We start from the raw sequence: 15,623 nt of genomic DNA, 5'->3' as shown, positions 1-15,623 counted from the left end.
GTAGAATCACGCCCTGACTCAATCAGGGCGTTTTTCTATGCGTATTGGCCACGGCTACGATGTGCACCGTTTCTGCGACGGTGATTTCATTACCCTGGGTGGGGTGCGTATCCCCCACAAATACGGCCTCCTGGCCCATTCCGACGGTGACGTGCTGCTGCACGCCCTGAGCGATGCCTTGCTTGGCGCTGCGGCGCTGGGTGACATCGGCAAGCACTTCCCCGACACCGACCCGCAGTTCAAGGGCGCCGACAGCCGTGAGCTGCTGCGTCATGTGGTCGCTATCGTCAAGGCCAAGGGCTGGCAGGTTGGCAACGTCGACGCCACCATCGTTGCCCAGGCACCGAAAATGGCCCCGCATATTGAAACCATGCGCCAGCTGATTGCCGAAGACCTGCAGGTCGAACTCGACCAGGTCAACGTCAAGGCCACCACCACCGAGAAACTGGGCTTCTGCGGTCGCGAGGAGGGCATTGCCGTGCATTCGGTTGCCCTGTTGCTGCCAGCATGACCGAACTGGACCTGCTGGGCCCGCGCGCGTCGGGTGAATCGTTGGGCAGCGCGGTGCTCAAGGCCGTGGCCGAAGACTTCCAGGTTGATGAGGTGCTGGACATTCCGCTGTCCGGCCAGGGCGAGCACCTGTGGCTGTGGGTCGAGAAGCGCGACCTCAACACCGAAGAGGCTGCCCGTCGCCTGGCCCGTGCCGCCGGCGTACCGGTACGGGCCATCAGTTATGCAGGCCTCAAGGACCGCCAGGCCCTGACCCGCCAGTGGTTCAGCCTGCACCTGCCGGGCAAGGCCGACCCTGACCTGTCGCGTGCCGAAGACGACACCCTGCGCGTGCTCAAGCAGGTGCGTCACCAGCGCAAGCTGCAACGCGGTGCCCATTCGGCCAATGGTTTCACCCTGCGCCTGACTGCCCTGGCAGCTGACCGCCAGGCCCTCGATGCCCGCCTGGAGCAACTCAAGCAGCAGGGCGTGCCGAACTACTTCGGCAGCCAGCGTTTCGGCCACGGCGGTGGCAACGTCCACGATGCCCAGGACTGGGCATCGCGCAAGGCCCTGCCGGAGCAGCGCAACGTGCGTTCACGCCTGCTTTCGGCGGCGCGCAGCTATGTGTTCAACCAGGTGCTGGCGGCGCGTGTCGCCGATGGCACCTGGCAGCACGCCCAGGTCGGGGATCTGTTGGCGTTCACTAACAGCCGTAGTTTCTTTCCCGCGGGCGAGCAGGAATGTTCCGATCCTCGCCTGGCAATTCTGGACCTGCATCCCACCGGCCCGATGTGGGGGGAAGGCCCGTCGCCTGCAGCCGGCGTGACCTCCGAGCTGGAGACGGCGGTCGGCGATCAGCACCTGGCACTTTGCCAATGGCTCGCGTATGCGGGCATGAGTCACGAACGGCGCATCCTGCGGCTCCCTATTGGCGGCCTGACGTGGCATTATCCCGAGCCTGATATCCTGCAACTGGAATTCGTCCTTCCGGCCGGATGCTTCGCCACCGTGGTGGTGCGCGAACTCGTCGATCTGGTGCCGGCAGGGCAGACGGACAGCCCATGCGTATTCTGATTTCGAATGACGACGGTGTTACGGCACCTGGCCTTGCCGCGCTTCACGGTGCGCTGGCGGATTATGCCGAGTGCGCGGTGATCGCCCCGGATCAAGACAAGAGCGGCGCCGGAAGTTCGCTGACGCTGGATCGGCCATTGCACCCGCAGACCCTGGCCAACGGCTTCATCAGCCTCAACGGCACGCCCACCGATTGCGTGCACCTTGGGCTCAACGGCCTGTTGCCGGAGCCTGTGGACCTGGTCGTCTCGGGCATCAACCTGGGGGCCAACCTGGGGGATGACGTGATCTATTCCGGCACGGTCGCCGCCGCGCTGGAAGGCCGTTTCCTGGGTGGCACCTCGCTGGCGTTCTCGCTGCTGTCGCGGCTGCCCGACAACCTGCCGACGGCCGCCCATATCGCCCGCCGCCTGGTCGAGGCACTGCCGCGCCTGCAACTGCCGCCGCGCACCGTGCTCAACGTCAATATCCCCAATCTGCCGCTGGAGCACATCCGCGGCATTCAGCTCACCCGCCTCGGTCATCGGGCGCGGGCGGCGGCGCCGACCAAGGTGGTCAACCCGCGTGGCAAGGAAGGCTACTGGATCGCCGTGGCCGGCGATGCCGAGGATGGCGGGCCGGGTACCGATTTCCATGCCGTCATGCAAGGCTACGTATCGATTACCCCGTTGCAGCTGGACCGTACGTTCAACGATGCCTTCGAGCAGCTCGACGGCTGGCTGGAGGGCCTGCTCTGATGCGTGAACAGGACGATCTGCAGCGCCGTGGCGGTATCGGCATGACCTCGCAGCGCACCCGCGAGCGGCTGATCCAGCGCCTGTGCGAGGAAGGCGTGTCGAACGCCAAGGTGCTCGACGTGATTCGCCGGACCCCACGCCACCTGTTCGTCGACGAGGCGCTGGCGCATCGGGCCTACGAAGATACGGCGCTGCCGATCGGGCACAACCAGACCATCTCCCAGCCGTTCATGGTGGCGCACATGAGCGAGCTGCTACTGGAAGCGGGGCCATTGGACAAGGTGCTGGAGATCGGCACCGGTTCAGGCTACCAGACTGCAATCCTGGCCCAGCTGGTCGAGCGTGTGTTCTCGGTGGAGCGGATCAAGGTGCTGCAGGACCGGGCCAAGGAGCGCCTGGTAGAGCTCAACTTGCGCAACGTGGTGTTCCGCTGGGGCGACGGCTGTGATGGCTGGCAGGCGCTGGCGCCCTACAATGGCATCATCGTCACCGCAGTGGCAGCGGAAGTGCCGCAGGCGCTGCTCGACCAGCTGGCGCCGGGGGGGCGCATGGTGATTCCGGTAGGCCCGGCCGGTGAGGTGCAGCAGCTGATGCTGATCGTGCGCGAAGAGCACGGCTTCTCACGTCGCGTGCTGGGCGCGGTGCGTTTCGTGCCGCTGCTCAACGGTCCGCTGGCCTGAGCCGCCAGGAATATTTGCAGCAGCAACGAATTCTTGTGGCGCGGCCCTGTCTATCTGGCGGGGCCTGGGCCCTGCCATTGCCGCCTGGCTTGGTTATAATTGCAACAATATTGCATTTCTTATCGTCTTATCGATTTTCGGCACCATGAGGGGAGCGCGGGTGGGGCACACAGTCATTCGGCAGCGCAAGGATCGGTCGGCTTTCAAGCTTCTGCTGATTGCACTGGCCATGGGCACCTTGCTGACAGGTTGCTCCAGCACGAGCTCCAGCGGTGCGCGCGTGGTCGATCGAAACACGGCTGCGCCCAAGCGACCGGCAGTGACTTCGGGGCAGTACGTCGTCAAGCCTGGCGATACGCTGTTCTCCATCGCGTTCCGCTATGGCTGGGACTACAAGGAGCTGGCAGCGCGTAACGGCATCCCCGCTCCGTACACCATCCGCCCGGGCCAGGCTATCCGTTTCAACAGCGGCTCGACCAGCAGCAGCACGGTGGTCTCCAGCCCGTCCTCGTCGAGCAGGACAACGGTCATTCGTCGCCCTGCCGGAACACCTATCACCCCCCCTGCAAACGGCGGAAAGTCGACGCCAACAACGCCCGCCACGCCTGCTCCGGTGGTTACCACGGTGCCCGCCGCAGAGCGTGCAGTGGGGAACTGGACGTGGCCGGCCAATGGCGTGCTGATTGGAAAATTTGCTTCAAACGGTAGTTTGAATAAAGGCATTGATATCGCCGGTGATTTGGGACAGCCTGTTTTTGCTGCGTCTGATGGTGCGGTGGTCTACGCCGGGAGTGGCTTGCGGGGCTACGGCGAACTGATCATCATCAAGCACAGCGACACCTACGTCAGTGCCTACGGTCACAACCGCAGGCTGTTGGTTCGGGAGGGGCAGCAGGTCAAGGCAGGGCAGTCGATTGCTGAAATGGGGTCTACGGGCACAGATCGGGTGAAGCTGCATTTCGAGATTCGCCGCCAAGGTAAACCCGTCGATCCGCTCCAGTTCCTGCCACGCCGTTGATCGTTGTACCCCGGCCTGTTCCTTGGATGTAGAGGGGACGGGCTCCTGCGTTGCCAGGGAGACAGGCGCCGCAAGAGTCTGAGTTCGAACTCAGCAAAGGACTATAACAATGGCTCTCAGTAAAGAAGCGCCGGAGTTTGACATCGACGATGACGTCCTCCTCATGGAGACGGGCATCGTTTTGGAAACGGATGTGGTGTCAGACGAACCTGCTGTACCGTCGGTTCGGACCAGAGCGAAGTCGGGCTCTTCGCTCAAGCAACACAAGTATATCGATTACAGCCGGGCGCTCGATGCCACCCAGCTGTATCTCAACGAGATCGGATTCTCGCCTCTGCTTTCCCCGGAAGAGGAAGTTCACTTTGCGCGCCTGTCGCAAAAGGGTGACCCTGCCGGCCGCAAGCGCATGATCGAAAGCAACCTGCGCCTGGTTGTGAAAATTGCCCGTCGTTACGTCAACCGTGGCCTGTCTCTGCTCGACCTGATCGAGGAGGGCAACCTGGGGTTGATCCGTGCGGTGGAGAAGTTCGACCCGGAGCGTGGTTTCCGCTTCTCGACCTACGCGACCTGGTGGATCCGCCAGACCATCGAGCGGGCGATCATGAACCAGACCCGCACCATTCGCTTGCCGATCCACGTGGTCAAGGAGCTCAACGTCTACCTGCGCGCTGCGCGGGAACTGACCCAGAAGCTCGACCACGAGCCGTCGCCTGAAGAAATCGCCACCCTGCTGGAGAAACCGGTCGCCGAGGTCAAGCGCATGCTGGGCCTGAACGAACGTGTGTCTTCCGTTGACGTGTCGCTCGGCCCGGACTCGGACAAGACCCTGCTCGACACCCTGACCGATGACCGCCCGACCGATCCGTGCGAACTGCTGCAGGACGATGACCTGTCGCAGAGCATTGATCAGTGGCTGGGTGAGCTGACCGACAAGCAGCGTGAGGTCGTGGTACGCCGCTTCGGCCTGCGTGGGCATGAGAGCAGCACGCTGGAAGATGTTGGCCTGGAGATCGGCCTGACCCGCGAACGCGTGCGGCAGATCCAGGTGGAGGGGCTCAAGCGCCTGCGCGAGATCCTCGAGAAGAACGGGCTTTCCAGCGAGTCGCTGTTCCAATAAACCTGGCTTCACTGTATCTGAAGCGCCCCGATGACCTCGGGGCGTTTTTGTTTCTGCAATCTTGGTAATTTTGCTCCGGCCTCTTCGCGGGCAAGCCCGCTCCCACACAGGCTCCCCACAGCTCTTGAATACTGTGCAGTACCTGTGGGAGCGGGCTTGCCCGCGAAGAGGCCGGAGCAAGCCGGTATGAACCCAGAGCCAGGTAATGTGTACGGCGCTACCCCTGATGCATGGCGTGTAAGCCTTTGCTTACTCTTTGTGTAAGCCATCTGTGTAACTACCAGTAAATCAAAGTCGTTTTCAGGTCCCGGTTTTTCTTAAACAGCTGAAATTCATACGTTTTTTGGCTGTGTGGAAATGTGTCCCCAGTAATATCCTGAGAGATCTCGCAGTTGCCTGCCTCAGGGAACTCGCTAGTATTCGAACTGTGCACACGGACATGCACAGGCTTTCAGGGAGAAGGCCAGGGACATCGCAAGAAGCGATTTCATCAGGATGATGTTTGGGACAAGCAGGGACTACGGAAATAATGTGGGCGGGTCAAACCGCCCCTTTTTTTTGCCCGCAGAAAATGAAAAAAGGCCCGTTGCGGGCCTTTTTCGTGTTCGGGCGCTTAGCGCTCCAGATCGGCGATCTTGCCGGTCTTGCCGTCCCACTCTTCAGCGTCAGGCAGGGCGTCCTTACGCTCGGTGATGTTCGGCCAGATTTCCGCCAGCTCGGCGTTGAGCTCGATGAAGTTTTCCATGCCAGCAGGGATCTCGTCTTCCGAGAAGATCGCCTGGGCCGGGCACTCAGGCTCGCACAGTGCACAGTCGATGCACTCGTCCGGGTGAATCACCAGGAAGTTCGGGCCTTCGTAGAAGCAGTCCACCGGACAGACTTCCACGCAGTCGGTGTATTTGCATTTGATGCAGTTGTCGGTGACGACGAAGGTCATTTCTAGTTCTCTCCTCAGGCGACGGCGGCGGCCCTTCCTCTCAGGGCCGCGCGGTTTACGGGCATGTGGCTGCAGGCCAGGCTAATAACCTGCAGCACCAGCAAACCGCGGCGGATTCTACCAGCTTGTAGTGGGCGCCGTTATAACAGGTTCTTTAGTTGATATAGCATTTCGATAGCTTGACGCGGGGTCATGTCATCCAGGTCCAGCTTGCCCAGCTTCTCGATGGCCGGGTGTGGCAGGCTGGCGAACAGGTCGCTCTGGTGGGGGACTTGCGGCTCGTCCTTGGCCTTCTTGGTCACCGGTGCTTCATGGGGCAGGCTGGTGGTTTCCAGCCGGCCCAGGTGCTCGCGTGCGCGCAGGATCACTGGCGCCGGCACGCCCGCCAGCTGCGCCACGGCCAGGCCGTAGCTCTGGCTGGCAGGGCCAGGCAGCACGTGGTGCAGGAAGACGATACGCTCGTTGTGCTCGGTGGCGTTCAGGTGCACGTTGGCCACCAGCGGTTCACTCTCCGGCAGCACGGTCAGCTCGAAGTAGTGGGTGGCGAACAGGGTGTAGGCACGCAGCTCGGCCAGGCGCTCGGCGGCGGCCCAGGCCAGCGACAGGCCGTCGAAGGTACTGGTGCCGCGGCCGACTTCGTCCATCAGCACCAAGCTGCGGTCGGTCGCGTTGTGCAGGATATTGGCGGTTTCACTCATCTCGACCATGAAGGTCGAACGCCCGCCGGCCAGGTCGTCGCTGGAGCCGATACGGGTGAAAATGCGGTCGACCAGCGACAGCTCGCAGCTGGCCGCCGGGACGAAGCTGCCAATGTGCGCCATCAGCACGATCAGGGCGGTCTGGCGCATGTAGGTGGACTTACCGCCCATGTTCGGGCCGGTGATGATCAGCATGCGCGTGCTGTTGTCCAGGCCCAGGTCGTTGGCCACGAACGGTGTGGTCAGCACCTGCTCGACCACCGGGTGGCGGCCCTGCTCGATGCGCAGGCACGGCTCGTCGGTGAAGCGCGGGCAATTCAGGTCGAGGTTCAGCGCACGCTCGGCAAGGTTGCTCAGCACGTCGATCTCGGCCAGCGCGGCGGCGCTGTCCTGCAGAGGAGCCAGGTGGCTGATGAGGGTTTCCAGCAGCGCGTCGTAGAGCATCTTCTCGCGCGCCAGGGCGCGGCTCTTGGCTGACAGCGCCTTGTCCTCGAAGGCCTTGAGCTCGGGCGTGATGAAACGTTCGGCGCCCTTGAGGGTCTGGCGGCGGATATAGTCGCCCGGTGCCTGCTCGGCCTGCTTGGTCGGCAGCTCGATGAAGTAGCCGTGCACACGGTTGTAGCCGACCTTGAGGTTGGCCAGGCCGGTGCGGGCCTTCTCGCGGGTTTCCAGGTCGATGAGGAACTGGCCGGCGTTCTCGCTGATCGCCAGCAGTTCGTCCAGCTCGCTGTCGTAGCCGGCCTTGAGTACGCCGCCGTCGCGGATGACCGCTGGCGGGTTGTCGATGATTGCGCGTTCCAGCAGGCTGGCCAGCTCCGGGTAGGTGCCGGTAATGGCGGCCAGGCGCGCCAGGTGCGGCGCTTCCAGCTCGCTCATGGCGTTCTGCAGCTCGGGCAGGGCGCCGAGGGCATCGCGCAGGCGCGCCAGGTCACGCGGGCGGGCATTGCGCAGGCCGATACGGGCGAGGATCCGTTCGATATCGCCGATTTCCTTGAGCTGCGGCTGCAGCTTTTCGAAGCGGTAGCCGTCGAGCAGGCAGCGGATCGAGTCCTGACGTGCCTGCAGCACCTTGAGGTCGCGCAGCGGGCGGTTCAGCCAGCGGGTCAGCAGGCGGCTGGCCATGGCGGTCTGGCAACGGTCGATCACCGACTGCAGGGTGTTGTCGCGGCCACCGGCCAGGTTGACGTCCAGTTCCAGGTTACGGCGGCTGGCGCCGTCGAGGATCACCGTGTCGTCCAGGCGCTCGTGGCGCAGGCTGCGCAGGTGCGGCAGGGCCGTGCGCTGGGTTTCCTTGGCGTAGGTCAGCAGGCAGCCGGCGGCGCCGATGGCCAGGGTCAGCTTGTCACAACCAAAGCCCTTGAGGTCTTTGGTCGCGAACTGCTGGCACAGGGCCTTGCGCGCCGAATCGCGGTCGAAGTCCCACGGCGCGCGGCGACGGGCACCCGGGCGCTTCTCGGCGGGCAGGTCGCGTGGCCAGTCGTCGGGGATCAGCAGCTCTACCGGGTTCAGGCGCTCGAGCTCGGCCAGCAGGTTTTCCCAGCCCTTGATCTCCTGCACGCTGAAGTTGCCGCTGGTGATGTCCAGTACCGCCAGGCCAAACAGGCGTTCGTCACCGAGCAGGGCGGCGATCAGGTTGTCGCGGCGCTCGTCGAGCAAGGCCTCGTCACTGACCGTGCCGGGGGTGATGATGCGCACCACCTGGCGTTCTACCGGGCCCTTGCTGGTGGCCGGGTCGCCGATCTGTTCGCAGATCACCACCGACTCGCCGAGCTTGACCAGCTTGGCCAGGTAGCCCTCCAGCGAATGGAACGGAATCCCGCACATGGGGATCGACTGGCCGGCCGATTGACCGCGTGCGGTCAGGGTGATGTCCAGCAGTTTCGCGGCTTTCTTCGCATCTTCGTAGAAGATTTCGTAGAAGTCGCCCATGCGGTAGAACATCAGCTGGTCCGGGTGCTGGTTTTTCAGCTTCCAGTACTGCTGCATCATTGGGGTGTGTGCGGAAAGATCAGACATTCAGGGCCTTACAGCGGGTGATCTGGTTGGCGATTGTGAAACCGGCAATGGTACAGGCTTTTTCAACCAGATGCAGGCGCGGGCCATGGGGCATGCGCGCGCAGCCAGGCGCATTGCATTTGCCGGCGCATGCCTGCATTATGCACGCTATGCAAAAACGCAACGTAGCCACCGTACTCAGAGAACTGCTCGACCGCCACGGCCTGTCCCCGACGGAGCTGTACCGGCGCACGGGTGTCCCTCAATCCACCTTGTCGCGGATTCTTGGCGGCAAGATCGTCGACCCTTCCGACAAGCATGTGTCGAAGATCGCCGACTACTTCGGCGTGAGCACCGAGCAGTTGCGCGGCCGTGCCGAGCTCGGCGAGTCGCGCGAAACCGCGTTGCCGGCCCACGGCCATGCGGACCTCAGCGACATCAGCCTGTGGGACGATGAAACCCCCGTCGAGGATGACGAGGTGTCGGTACCTTTCCTTCGCGAGGTCGAATTGGCAGCAGGATCAGGAAGATTCGTCATCGAAGAGAGCGAGCGTGCGCGCCTGCGTTTCGGCAAGCGCAGCCTGCGTCACAATGGCGTGCAGTTTGACCAGGCCAAGTGCGTGACCGTGCGTGGCAACAGCATGCTGCCGGTGCTGCGCGATGGTGCGACGGTCGGCGTGAACACCGGCAAATGCTCGATCGGCGATATCATCGATGGCGACCTCTACGCCATCAACCATAATGGCCAGCTGCGGGTGAAGCAGGTGTATCGCTTGCCTACCGGCATCCGCTTGCGCAGTTTCAACCGCGATGAACACCCCGATGAGGACTACAGCTTCCAGCAGATGCAGGACGAGCAGATCAGCCTGCTTGGGCATGTGTTCTGGTGGGGCATGTACGCTCGCTGACGACCCCGCTCCCAAGAAACCCGCTTCGGCGGGTTTTTTTTCGCCTGCAGAAAATCCCTACACACCAGGCCACGCATAGCCTGCATGCATATCAGCAAAATCCGACGCATAGAAATTTGAAGAAATGCATTGACTGCATATGCATAAATGCATAGCCTGTGTCTCAAGCCGGACGGAAACCGGTTGTTACACAGGCAGCGATGGACAGGCCTCAACTGTCCAGAGGGTTGGCAACTGGCCCGGGTGTGCAGCGTAAAGCACCGCGAACAGTTATCCGGCGGGCAGGCGGCCGCGGTCGGAGTCACCAATTTGTAGCGGAACCGCGCGGCGTCACCAGACGTGGCCGGCGGTTCGACAACGCATTACTGAAGAGCCTGGCGAGCCGGGCTTTTTGGAATGCCGAGGCTTTTGAAATATGCAGAGTACCCACAACCCGCCTGTTGGCCCCGCCAACAGGCCTTACACAGGAGACAGGACAGTGACGAACGAGCAACAAGCGTTGCTGGAGATGCCGCTCTGGCTGGTAATCGTCCTGGCATTGCTGGGCGGCCTGAGCGGCGAGATGTGGCGGGCCGACAAGGCCGGGGCCACGGGCTGGTCGCTGCTGCGACGGCTGGCACTGCGCTCCGGGGCTTGCATGGTCTGTGGCGTGTCGACGGTGATGCTGCTGTATGCCGGCGGCCTGTCGATCTGGGCGGCCAGTGCATTGGGCTGCATGACCGCAGTTGGCGGAGCCGATGTCGCCATGCGCCTGTACGAACGCTGGGCGATCCGGCGCCTGGGCTTGCGCGACAGCACCCAGGCCGACGAGCGATAAGGAGAATATGCATGAGCGAACTGGCCACTTTGCATGCGGCCGTGACCGCAACCATTTGTGAGGCGATGCCGGAACTGGCATCAGTCGATGCCTATACCGCAGTAGGAAATGCCCCGGAACGACCGTCGTTGCGCCACGGCATCGTGCAAATGACGGCAGATGCAGCACCGCGCGATGGCCGCTCGGTGTTGATCGCCACCTTCGAGGCGGATATCACCGCCGACAGCGCCAACCCCGAAGCGCGACTGCAAGGCAGCCTGCTTGCCGCGCAACTGATGGACCTGTTGCGTCAGCAGCATTGGGCACTGGACTTCGTCGAGGCCAGCCGCAACGTGCAGGCGCAGTTCGAGGGCAGCGCCTGGACCGTGCGCTGGGACCAGCCGGTACTGCTTGGCGAGGCACGCTGGAACTGGCCGGACCAGCCGCCCGGTAGCCTGGTGCTGGGTTTTGCGCCCGATATCGGCTTGGGCAATGAAGCGCAGTACATCGCCCCGGAGGACCTGTCATGAGCTACGTCAGCGCCATGCATGACCGCATGCTGGCGTGCCTGGTCATTCCCTGCCGGGTGGTGGCGGTGGACCTTGCCGCCGCCCGGGTGCGGGTGTCTGACGGTAGCGGCTGGACCAGCGCCTGGCTGCGCTGGCACGCCCAGGCTGCTGGCCAGGCGCGGCATTGGCGCGCCCCGAGCCTGGGCGAGCAGGGCGTGCTGCTCAGTCCCAGCGGCGAGCCGGCCCAAGGTACGTTTTTGCCCGGCCTGTATGGCAATGCCGGCAGTGCGCCGGATACCCGCGAGCATGCCGAAGTCTGGCGCTTCGCCGATGGCGGTTCGCTCAGCTACGACTGGCAGGCCAGCCACTACGACATCGAGCTGCCTGGCGGCAGCGCGACGATCAAGGTCGGCGCCAGCACTGTGCAAGTCAGCGAGGCTGCGATCAGCCTGCAGGCAGCAGCGATCAACCTCACTGGCAAGGTCACGGTCGACGGCCCACTGCAGGTCAGCGGCGACATCAACGGCGGTGGGCGGATCATCGATACCGCCGGCAACACGGCCAATCACAAACATTGAATCAAGCCCGCCGATGCGGGCTTTTTCATATCAGGAGAATGCCATGCATACCCATGAGCAGGGCGGTGCACCATGATCGGCATGGACCGCCGCAGCGGCCAGCCGCTGGTCGGCATCGATCATTTGCGCCAGTCCATCGAAGACGTCCTTACCACGCCGCTGGGCAGCCGACGCATGCGCCCGGAGTACGGCAGCCAGTTGCGGCGCTTCGTCGACCTGCCGGTCAATGAGGGCTGGAAGAGTGCCGTGCAGGCCGAAGTGGCCCGCGCACTGGGCCGTTGGGAGCCGCGTTTGCAACTGGAGCGGGTCAAGGTCGTCGCCGTGCTCGACGGCCAGGTCAGCCTGGCCTTGAGTGGCCGCTACCTGGGCGACGACGCCATGGTGGAGGTGAGCGTATGAGCCAGGTCGACCTATCGAAACTGCCAGCACCACAGCTGCTGGAAGACCTCGACTACGAAACGCTCTACCAGGCCGATCTGGAGACCTTCCGCGACTACCTGGGCGACGCCTGGACCGCCAACCTGGAGAGCGACCCCGTCACCAAGCTGCTCGAGGTCGGTGCCTACCGCAAGCTGCTCAACCGGGCCCGCATCAACGACGCCGCCAAGGCGTTGCTGCTGGCCTACGCCCAGGGCAGTGATCTGGACCAGCTGGCGGCCAACGTCAGCCTGCAGCGCCTGGTGATCCAGGCCGAGGACCTGGCCAGCGTCCCGCCCGTCGAGGCCTTGCTGGAGTCGGACGATGCCCTGCGCGAGCGGGTGCAACTGGTCTACGAAGGCCTGACCACTGCAGGCCCACGCAACAGTTACATCCTGCATGCCCGCAACGCTTCGGGGCAGGTGGCTGACGCCACCGCCGAAAGCCCGTCGCCGGCCGTGGTGGATGTCACCGTGCTGGGCCTGGAGGACAACGGCGTGGCCAGCGCAGAGCTGCTGGCGCAGGTGGCCGCGTATCTCAACGACGACGATATCCGCCCGGTGGCCGATCGGGTCAATGTGCGCAGTGCCGAGATCTTGCCCTATCGCATCGATGCCGTGCTGTACCTGGCCGACAGCGGCCCGGAGTACGAGGCGATCCTTAGCGAATGCCAGCGCCGCCTGGAGGCCTGGATCAACCCGCGGCGACGGCTGGGTGTGGAAGTAGCCCGCTCAGGCATCGATGCCCAGCTGCATATTGACGGTGTCAGTCGCGTCGAGCTGAGCGGTTGGGCCGACATTCGCCCGAGCAAGGCACAGGCGGCTTGGTGCAGCGGTTTCACCTTGAAGCGGGGTGGCTGACATGCAGAGCCTGTTGCCGCTCAACCGCACGGCGCTGGAGCGGGCCATCGAAGTGGCGGCCGATGAGGACCTGAAAGTCAGCCTGCGTCGGCTCTACAGCCCGGACAGCTGCCCCGCGCACCTGCTTTATCACCTGGCCTGGGCCTGGTCAGTGGATCGCTGGGAGGACAGCTGGAGCGATGAGATCAAGCGTTCGGTGATCCGCGCCGCGTTCTTCGTCCATGCCCACAAGGGCACCCTGGGCGCGCTGCGGCGGGTGGTCGAGCCGTTTGGCTACCTGATCGAAGTGCAGGAGTGGTGGCAGGCAACTCCCCCCGCACAGGTGGGCACCTTCGCCCTGAAGATCGGCGTTTCCGATGCCGGCATCAGCGAAAGCACCTACCAGGAACTGTCATCGCTGATCGATGACGCCCGGCCAGTCAGCCGCCACCTGACCGGGCTGGTGATCAGCCTCGAAAGCCGAGGCGCCCTTCATGTCGGCTGCGCGATCCAGGACGGCGACGAACTGGACATCTACCCGCTGACGCCACGTGACATCGAGGTCATGGGCGTGGTGGGCCGGGGCGGCCGCGAACATACAATCGATACCTTGGACATTGCACATGGTTGACCAGACTTCTCAGTTCTACGCCATCCTCACCAATGTGGGCGCGGCGAAACAGGCCAATGCCGATGCCTTGGGCATTGCCTGGAAAATCACCCAGATGGGTGTCGGCGACGCCAACGGCTCCGACCCCACCCCCAACGCCACCCAGACCAGCCTGATCAATGAATGGCGTCGTGCGCCGCTGAACCAGCTGAAAGTGGATGACAAGAACAGCGCGATCATCATTGCCGAACAGGTCATTCCGGCTGATGTCGGCGGCAAGTGGATTCGCGAGATTGCGCTTTACGATGCCGATGGCGACATGGTGGCCGTGGCCAACTGTGCGCCGACCTATAAACCGTTGTTGAGCCAGGGCTCGGGGCGCACCCAGGTGGTGCGGATGAACCTGGTGGTCAGCAGTGCCAGCAATGTGCAGTTGAAGATCGATCCGGCGGTGGTGCTGGCTACTCGGGAGTGGGTTACCGAAGAGTTGGCCAGGCAGGACTTCAAGCATTCGGTGCTGGCGGCGACTACGGTGAACATTGCCTTGTCCGGATTGCAGACCGTCGATGGTGTGGCGCTGACGGCTGGTGCGCGGGTATTGGTTAAAAGTCAGACCGCAGCCAAGGACAATGGCCTGTATCTGGTGGTGGCAAGCGGCGCATGGACCCGTTGCGCTGATGCGGATAACAGTGAAAAGGTGACCCCAGGCATGCTCGTGCTAGTCGAGCGAGGGACGGTCAACGGTGACAGTGCGTGGCAGCTTGTGACCGATGCACCCATCAGTCTCGGTGTCACTGCTCTTGCGTATGAAATGGCCTTTGGGCGCACCGGTATAGCCGTGGGAACGTATCGCAGTGTGTCGGTGGATGCTTATGGCCGGATAACTGCTGCAACCAATCCTAACTCCGTGGCGGGATACGGCCTCACCGATGTGTACACCAAAACCGAACTGGATCAGGCACTGGCACTCAAGGCGCCTTTGGCGAGTCCGGTGCTTACCGGGGTGCCAACGGCGCCGACGCGGCCCAGATTTACCGCCGACACGACATTGGCGACTACAGATTTCGTACAGTCGAGGGGTATGCAGTTCAACACCTTTGCCGCGACAAGTCAGGCCGGGACATATGCCGGCACCATTGCGCACATTGGTGGGGTGGTGCATTTCTTTGGCGATGCGCAGATGGCCTATAGCGTTCCGAATTCTGTAACCACCGGTGCCTCCATGGGCGCGGTTGTCAGGGTGCAAAACTGGTCTTCCGGGCGTCTCCAGATCACGCCACAGGGCAACGATAAGCTGCAGGAAGGCAGTGCGTATGCAGCGTCAAACTCCGCCCGAACGATACCTCCCGATACCTATGTCGATTTACTACATATCGGTTCAGGCATATGGATCATGCATGGAAGCGGTGTGGACTACTTGAAGGTGCCGTGGAATAAACTCACAAATACTTTCGGCTATGCGTTTTCCCCTAGCGGCATGTTGGAGCAGTGGGGGGCGGTGATTATGCCGGCACCCATAGATACCCAGCAGGTGAACGTGACCTTCCCACTTGCATTTCCTAACGCTTGCCTGAATCTGCAGACCAGTATTGGAGTAGGTATCGTTGACTACGACGCAAGCCCCGACTACCGGCTGTGCAAGCAACAAATACACGCCGGTCAACCTACGAAAGTGGGCTTTGAAGGACAGGCGATCATGGATAACTATCCATACCATGGCCGTACCGTTAAATGGCGAGCTATAGGCTACTGACAATCAGGTGGGCAGAATGACAGTTTATGTAGCGAGAGATGTGAAGGGTTTCTGGAGTGAGGAGAACAGGCCAGAAGGCTCAAAATCAATTGGTGACGATGTTCATCAGAAGCTTTTAGCAGGTGAGGCATCGGGTAAATGGATTAATTGGAGTACTTCACCGCCCTCGCTGAAAGATCCTGAACTCAATGTAAATCCTGCAACAGAGCGCGTTTGGCGCGACGCTGCACTGATTAAGCCTTGCGCGGTACGCGACCGTCACCGCGACGAGCAAGAGCTATTGATACCCACGACCCTCTCCCCTGAGCGCTACGTAGAGCTGCTGGAGCATATCCAGAAGCTGCGCGACTGGCCTCAGTCGGCCTCTTTCCCAGACACTTCCCAGCGCCCCACGGCCCCGGTCTGGTTCCCTGAACAAACCTAAGGCGCCCCGCATTGACGGGGCGTCTTCTTTTCCGCTGTACC

The 15,623-nt window shown here is 62.7% G+C and carries 17 protein-coding genes; 15 read left to right on the top strand and 2 right to left on the bottom strand.

Translation table 11 applies throughout. From position 1 onward, the window contains the following. Positions 1-37 precede the first annotated feature (37 nt). From ispF to rpoS, 6 genes are all read left to right on the top strand, one after another. Positions 38-511 (top strand): 2-C-methyl-D-erythritol 2,4-cyclodiphosphate synthase, encoded by a 474-nt coding sequence (gene ispF, locus J7573_RS23770; RefSeq protein ID WP_294340750.1) that lies wholly within the window; start codon positions 38-40, stop codon positions 509-511. Then, positions 508-1,566, top strand: a complete 1,059-nt coding sequence (truD, locus tag J7573_RS23765; RefSeq protein ID WP_294340748.1) for a tRNA pseudouridine(13) synthase TruD — start codon at positions 508-510, stop codon at positions 1,564-1,566. Before ispF ends, truD begins: the two co-directional genes overlap by 4 nt. After that, entirely contained in the window at positions 1,554-2,303 is a 750-nt protein-coding gene (gene surE / locus J7573_RS23760) for a 5'/3'-nucleotidase SurE (RefSeq protein WP_294340746.1), read from the top strand. The genes truD and surE overlap by 13 nt, the downstream gene beginning before the upstream one ends. 41 nt (positions 2,304-2,344) lie before the next feature. Continuing rightward, the gene (locus J7573_RS23755; RefSeq protein ID WP_294340793.1) at positions 2,345-2,983 is read left to right on the top strand and encodes a protein-L-isoaspartate(D-aspartate) O-methyltransferase; all 639 of its coding nucleotides are present in this window, start codon (positions 2,345-2,347) and stop codon (positions 2,981-2,983) included. A gap of 160 nt (positions 2,984-3,143) precedes the next feature. Further along, the gene (locus J7573_RS23750) at positions 3,144-4,001 is read left to right on the top strand and encodes a peptidoglycan DD-metalloendopeptidase family protein (protein ID WP_294340745.1); all 858 of its coding nucleotides are present in this window, start codon (positions 3,144-3,146) and stop codon (positions 3,999-4,001) included. A gap of 109 nt (positions 4,002-4,110) precedes the next feature. Then, the gene (gene rpoS / locus J7573_RS23745) at positions 4,111-5,118 is read left to right on the top strand and encodes an RNA polymerase sigma factor RpoS (RefSeq protein ID WP_016392283.1); all 1,008 of its coding nucleotides are present in this window, start codon (positions 4,111-4,113) and stop codon (positions 5,116-5,118) included. A 613-nt stretch (positions 5,119-5,731) separates the two neighbouring features. Here rpoS and fdxA read toward each other — a convergent pair. Together fdxA and mutS are read right to left on the bottom strand one after the other, a co-directional pair. After that, positions 5,732-6,055, bottom strand: a complete 324-nt coding sequence (fdxA, locus tag J7573_RS23740; RefSeq protein WP_051097441.1) for a ferredoxin FdxA — start codon at positions 6,053-6,055, stop codon at positions 5,732-5,734. Between the two features lie 140 nt (positions 6,056-6,195). Further along, positions 6,196-8,769, bottom strand: a complete 2,574-nt coding sequence (gene mutS / locus J7573_RS23735; protein ID WP_110639794.1) for a DNA mismatch repair protein MutS — start codon at positions 8,767-8,769, stop codon at positions 6,196-6,198. 149 nt (positions 8,770-8,918) lie between these two features. On the opposite strand from mutS, the gene J7573_RS23730 reads away from it, so the two are divergent. From J7573_RS23730 to J7573_RS23690, 9 genes are all read left to right on the top strand, one after another. Continuing rightward, positions 8,919-9,656, top strand: a complete 738-nt coding sequence (locus J7573_RS23730; protein WP_159411766.1) for a S24 family peptidase — start codon at positions 8,919-8,921, stop codon at positions 9,654-9,656. A 478-nt stretch (positions 9,657-10,134) separates the two neighbouring features. Further along, the gene (locus J7573_RS23725; protein WP_054885346.1) at positions 10,135-10,473 is read left to right on the top strand and encodes a phage holin family protein; all 339 of its coding nucleotides are present in this window, start codon (positions 10,135-10,137) and stop codon (positions 10,471-10,473) included. 11 nt (positions 10,474-10,484) lie between these two features. Beyond that, positions 10,485-10,982 carry a hypothetical protein gene (locus tag J7573_RS23720; RefSeq protein WP_294340738.1) on the top strand — a complete coding sequence of 166 codons (498 nt, stop codon included), beginning with the start codon at positions 10,485-10,487 and terminating at the stop codon, positions 10,980-10,982. Beyond that, entirely contained in the window at positions 10,979-11,539 is a 561-nt protein-coding gene (locus tag J7573_RS23715; RefSeq protein ID WP_294340736.1) for a phage baseplate assembly protein V, read from the top strand. Before J7573_RS23720 ends, J7573_RS23715 begins: the two co-directional genes overlap by 4 nt. A gap of 72 nt (positions 11,540-11,611) precedes the next feature. After that, positions 11,612-11,938, top strand: coding sequence for a GPW/gp25 family protein (locus tag J7573_RS23710; protein WP_294340734.1), 327 nt, complete (start codon positions 11,612-11,614; stop codon positions 11,936-11,938). Next, positions 11,935-12,816 carry a baseplate J/gp47 family protein gene (locus J7573_RS23705; protein ID WP_294340732.1) on the top strand — a complete coding sequence of 294 codons (882 nt, stop codon included), beginning with the start codon at positions 11,935-11,937 and terminating at the stop codon, positions 12,814-12,816. Before J7573_RS23710 ends, J7573_RS23705 begins: the two co-directional genes overlap by 4 nt. 1 nt (position 12,817) lies before the next feature. Beyond that, the gene (locus J7573_RS23700) at positions 12,818-13,426 is read left to right on the top strand and encodes a phage tail protein I (protein WP_294340730.1); all 609 of its coding nucleotides are present in this window, start codon (positions 12,818-12,820) and stop codon (positions 13,424-13,426) included. Then, positions 13,419-15,158: a phage tail protein gene (locus J7573_RS23695; RefSeq protein ID WP_294340728.1), complete on the top strand. Its 1,740-nt coding sequence runs from the start codon at positions 13,419-13,421 to the stop codon at positions 15,156-15,158. Before J7573_RS23700 ends, J7573_RS23695 begins: the two co-directional genes overlap by 8 nt. A gap of 16 nt (positions 15,159-15,174) precedes the next feature. Next, on the top strand, positions 15,175-15,582 hold the full coding sequence (locus J7573_RS23690) for a phage tail assembly chaperone (RefSeq protein WP_294340727.1): 408 nt from the start codon (positions 15,175-15,177) through the stop codon (positions 15,580-15,582). The last annotated feature ends 41 nt before the right edge of the window (positions 15,583-15,623 follow it).

The sequence above is a fragment of the Pseudomonas sp. genome (assembly GCF_017744435.1).
Taxonomy (GTDB): Bacteria; Pseudomonadota; Gammaproteobacteria; order Pseudomonadales; family Pseudomonadaceae; genus Aquipseudomonas.
The sequence above is the reverse complement of the archived record's forward strand: the minus strand, read 5'-3'. Positions and strand labels throughout refer to the sequence as shown.

What these genes read in the sequence shown, in the direction of transcription:
- ispF (WP_294340750.1), top strand. Translation starts at nt 38, where the DNA reads ATGCGTATTGGCCACGGCTACGATGTGCACCGTTTCTGCGACGGTGAT.
- truD (WP_294340748.1), top strand. Translation starts at nt 508, where the DNA reads ATGACCGAACTGGACCTGCTGGGCCCGCGCGCGTCGGGTGAATCGTTG.
- surE (WP_294340746.1), top strand. Translation starts at nt 1,554, where the DNA reads ATGCGTATTCTGATTTCGAATGACGACGGTGTTACGGCACCTGGCCTT.
- J7573_RS23755 (WP_294340793.1), top strand. Translation starts at nt 2,345, where the DNA reads ATGACCTCGCAGCGCACCCGCGAGCGGCTGATCCAGCGCCTGTGCGAG.
- rpoS (WP_016392283.1), top strand. Translation starts at nt 4,111, where the DNA reads ATGGCTCTCAGTAAAGAAGCGCCGGAGTTTGACATCGACGATGACGTC.
- fdxA (WP_051097441.1), bottom strand. Translation starts at nt 6,055, where the DNA reads ATGACCTTCGTCGTCACCGACAACTGCATCAAATGCAAATACACCGAC.
- mutS (WP_110639794.1), bottom strand. Translation starts at nt 8,769, where the DNA reads ATGTCTGATCTTTCCGCACACACCCCAATGATGCAGCAGTACTGGAAG.
- J7573_RS23730 (WP_159411766.1), top strand. Translation starts at nt 8,919, where the DNA reads ATGCAAAAACGCAACGTAGCCACCGTACTCAGAGAACTGCTCGACCGC.
- J7573_RS23720 (WP_294340738.1), top strand. Translation starts at nt 10,485, where the DNA reads ATGAGCGAACTGGCCACTTTGCATGCGGCCGTGACCGCAACCATTTGT.
- J7573_RS23715 (WP_294340736.1), top strand. Translation starts at nt 10,979, where the DNA reads ATGAGCTACGTCAGCGCCATGCATGACCGCATGCTGGCGTGCCTGGTC.
- J7573_RS23710 (WP_294340734.1), top strand. Translation starts at nt 11,612, where the DNA reads ATGATCGGCATGGACCGCCGCAGCGGCCAGCCGCTGGTCGGCATCGAT.
- J7573_RS23705 (WP_294340732.1), top strand. Translation starts at nt 11,935, where the DNA reads ATGAGCCAGGTCGACCTATCGAAACTGCCAGCACCACAGCTGCTGGAA.
- J7573_RS23700 (WP_294340730.1), top strand. Translation starts at nt 12,818, where the DNA reads ATGCAGAGCCTGTTGCCGCTCAACCGCACGGCGCTGGAGCGGGCCATC.
- J7573_RS23695 (WP_294340728.1), top strand. Translation starts at nt 13,419, where the DNA reads ATGGTTGACCAGACTTCTCAGTTCTACGCCATCCTCACCAATGTGGGC.
- J7573_RS23690 (WP_294340727.1), top strand. Translation starts at nt 15,175, where the DNA reads ATGACAGTTTATGTAGCGAGAGATGTGAAGGGTTTCTGGAGTGAGGAG.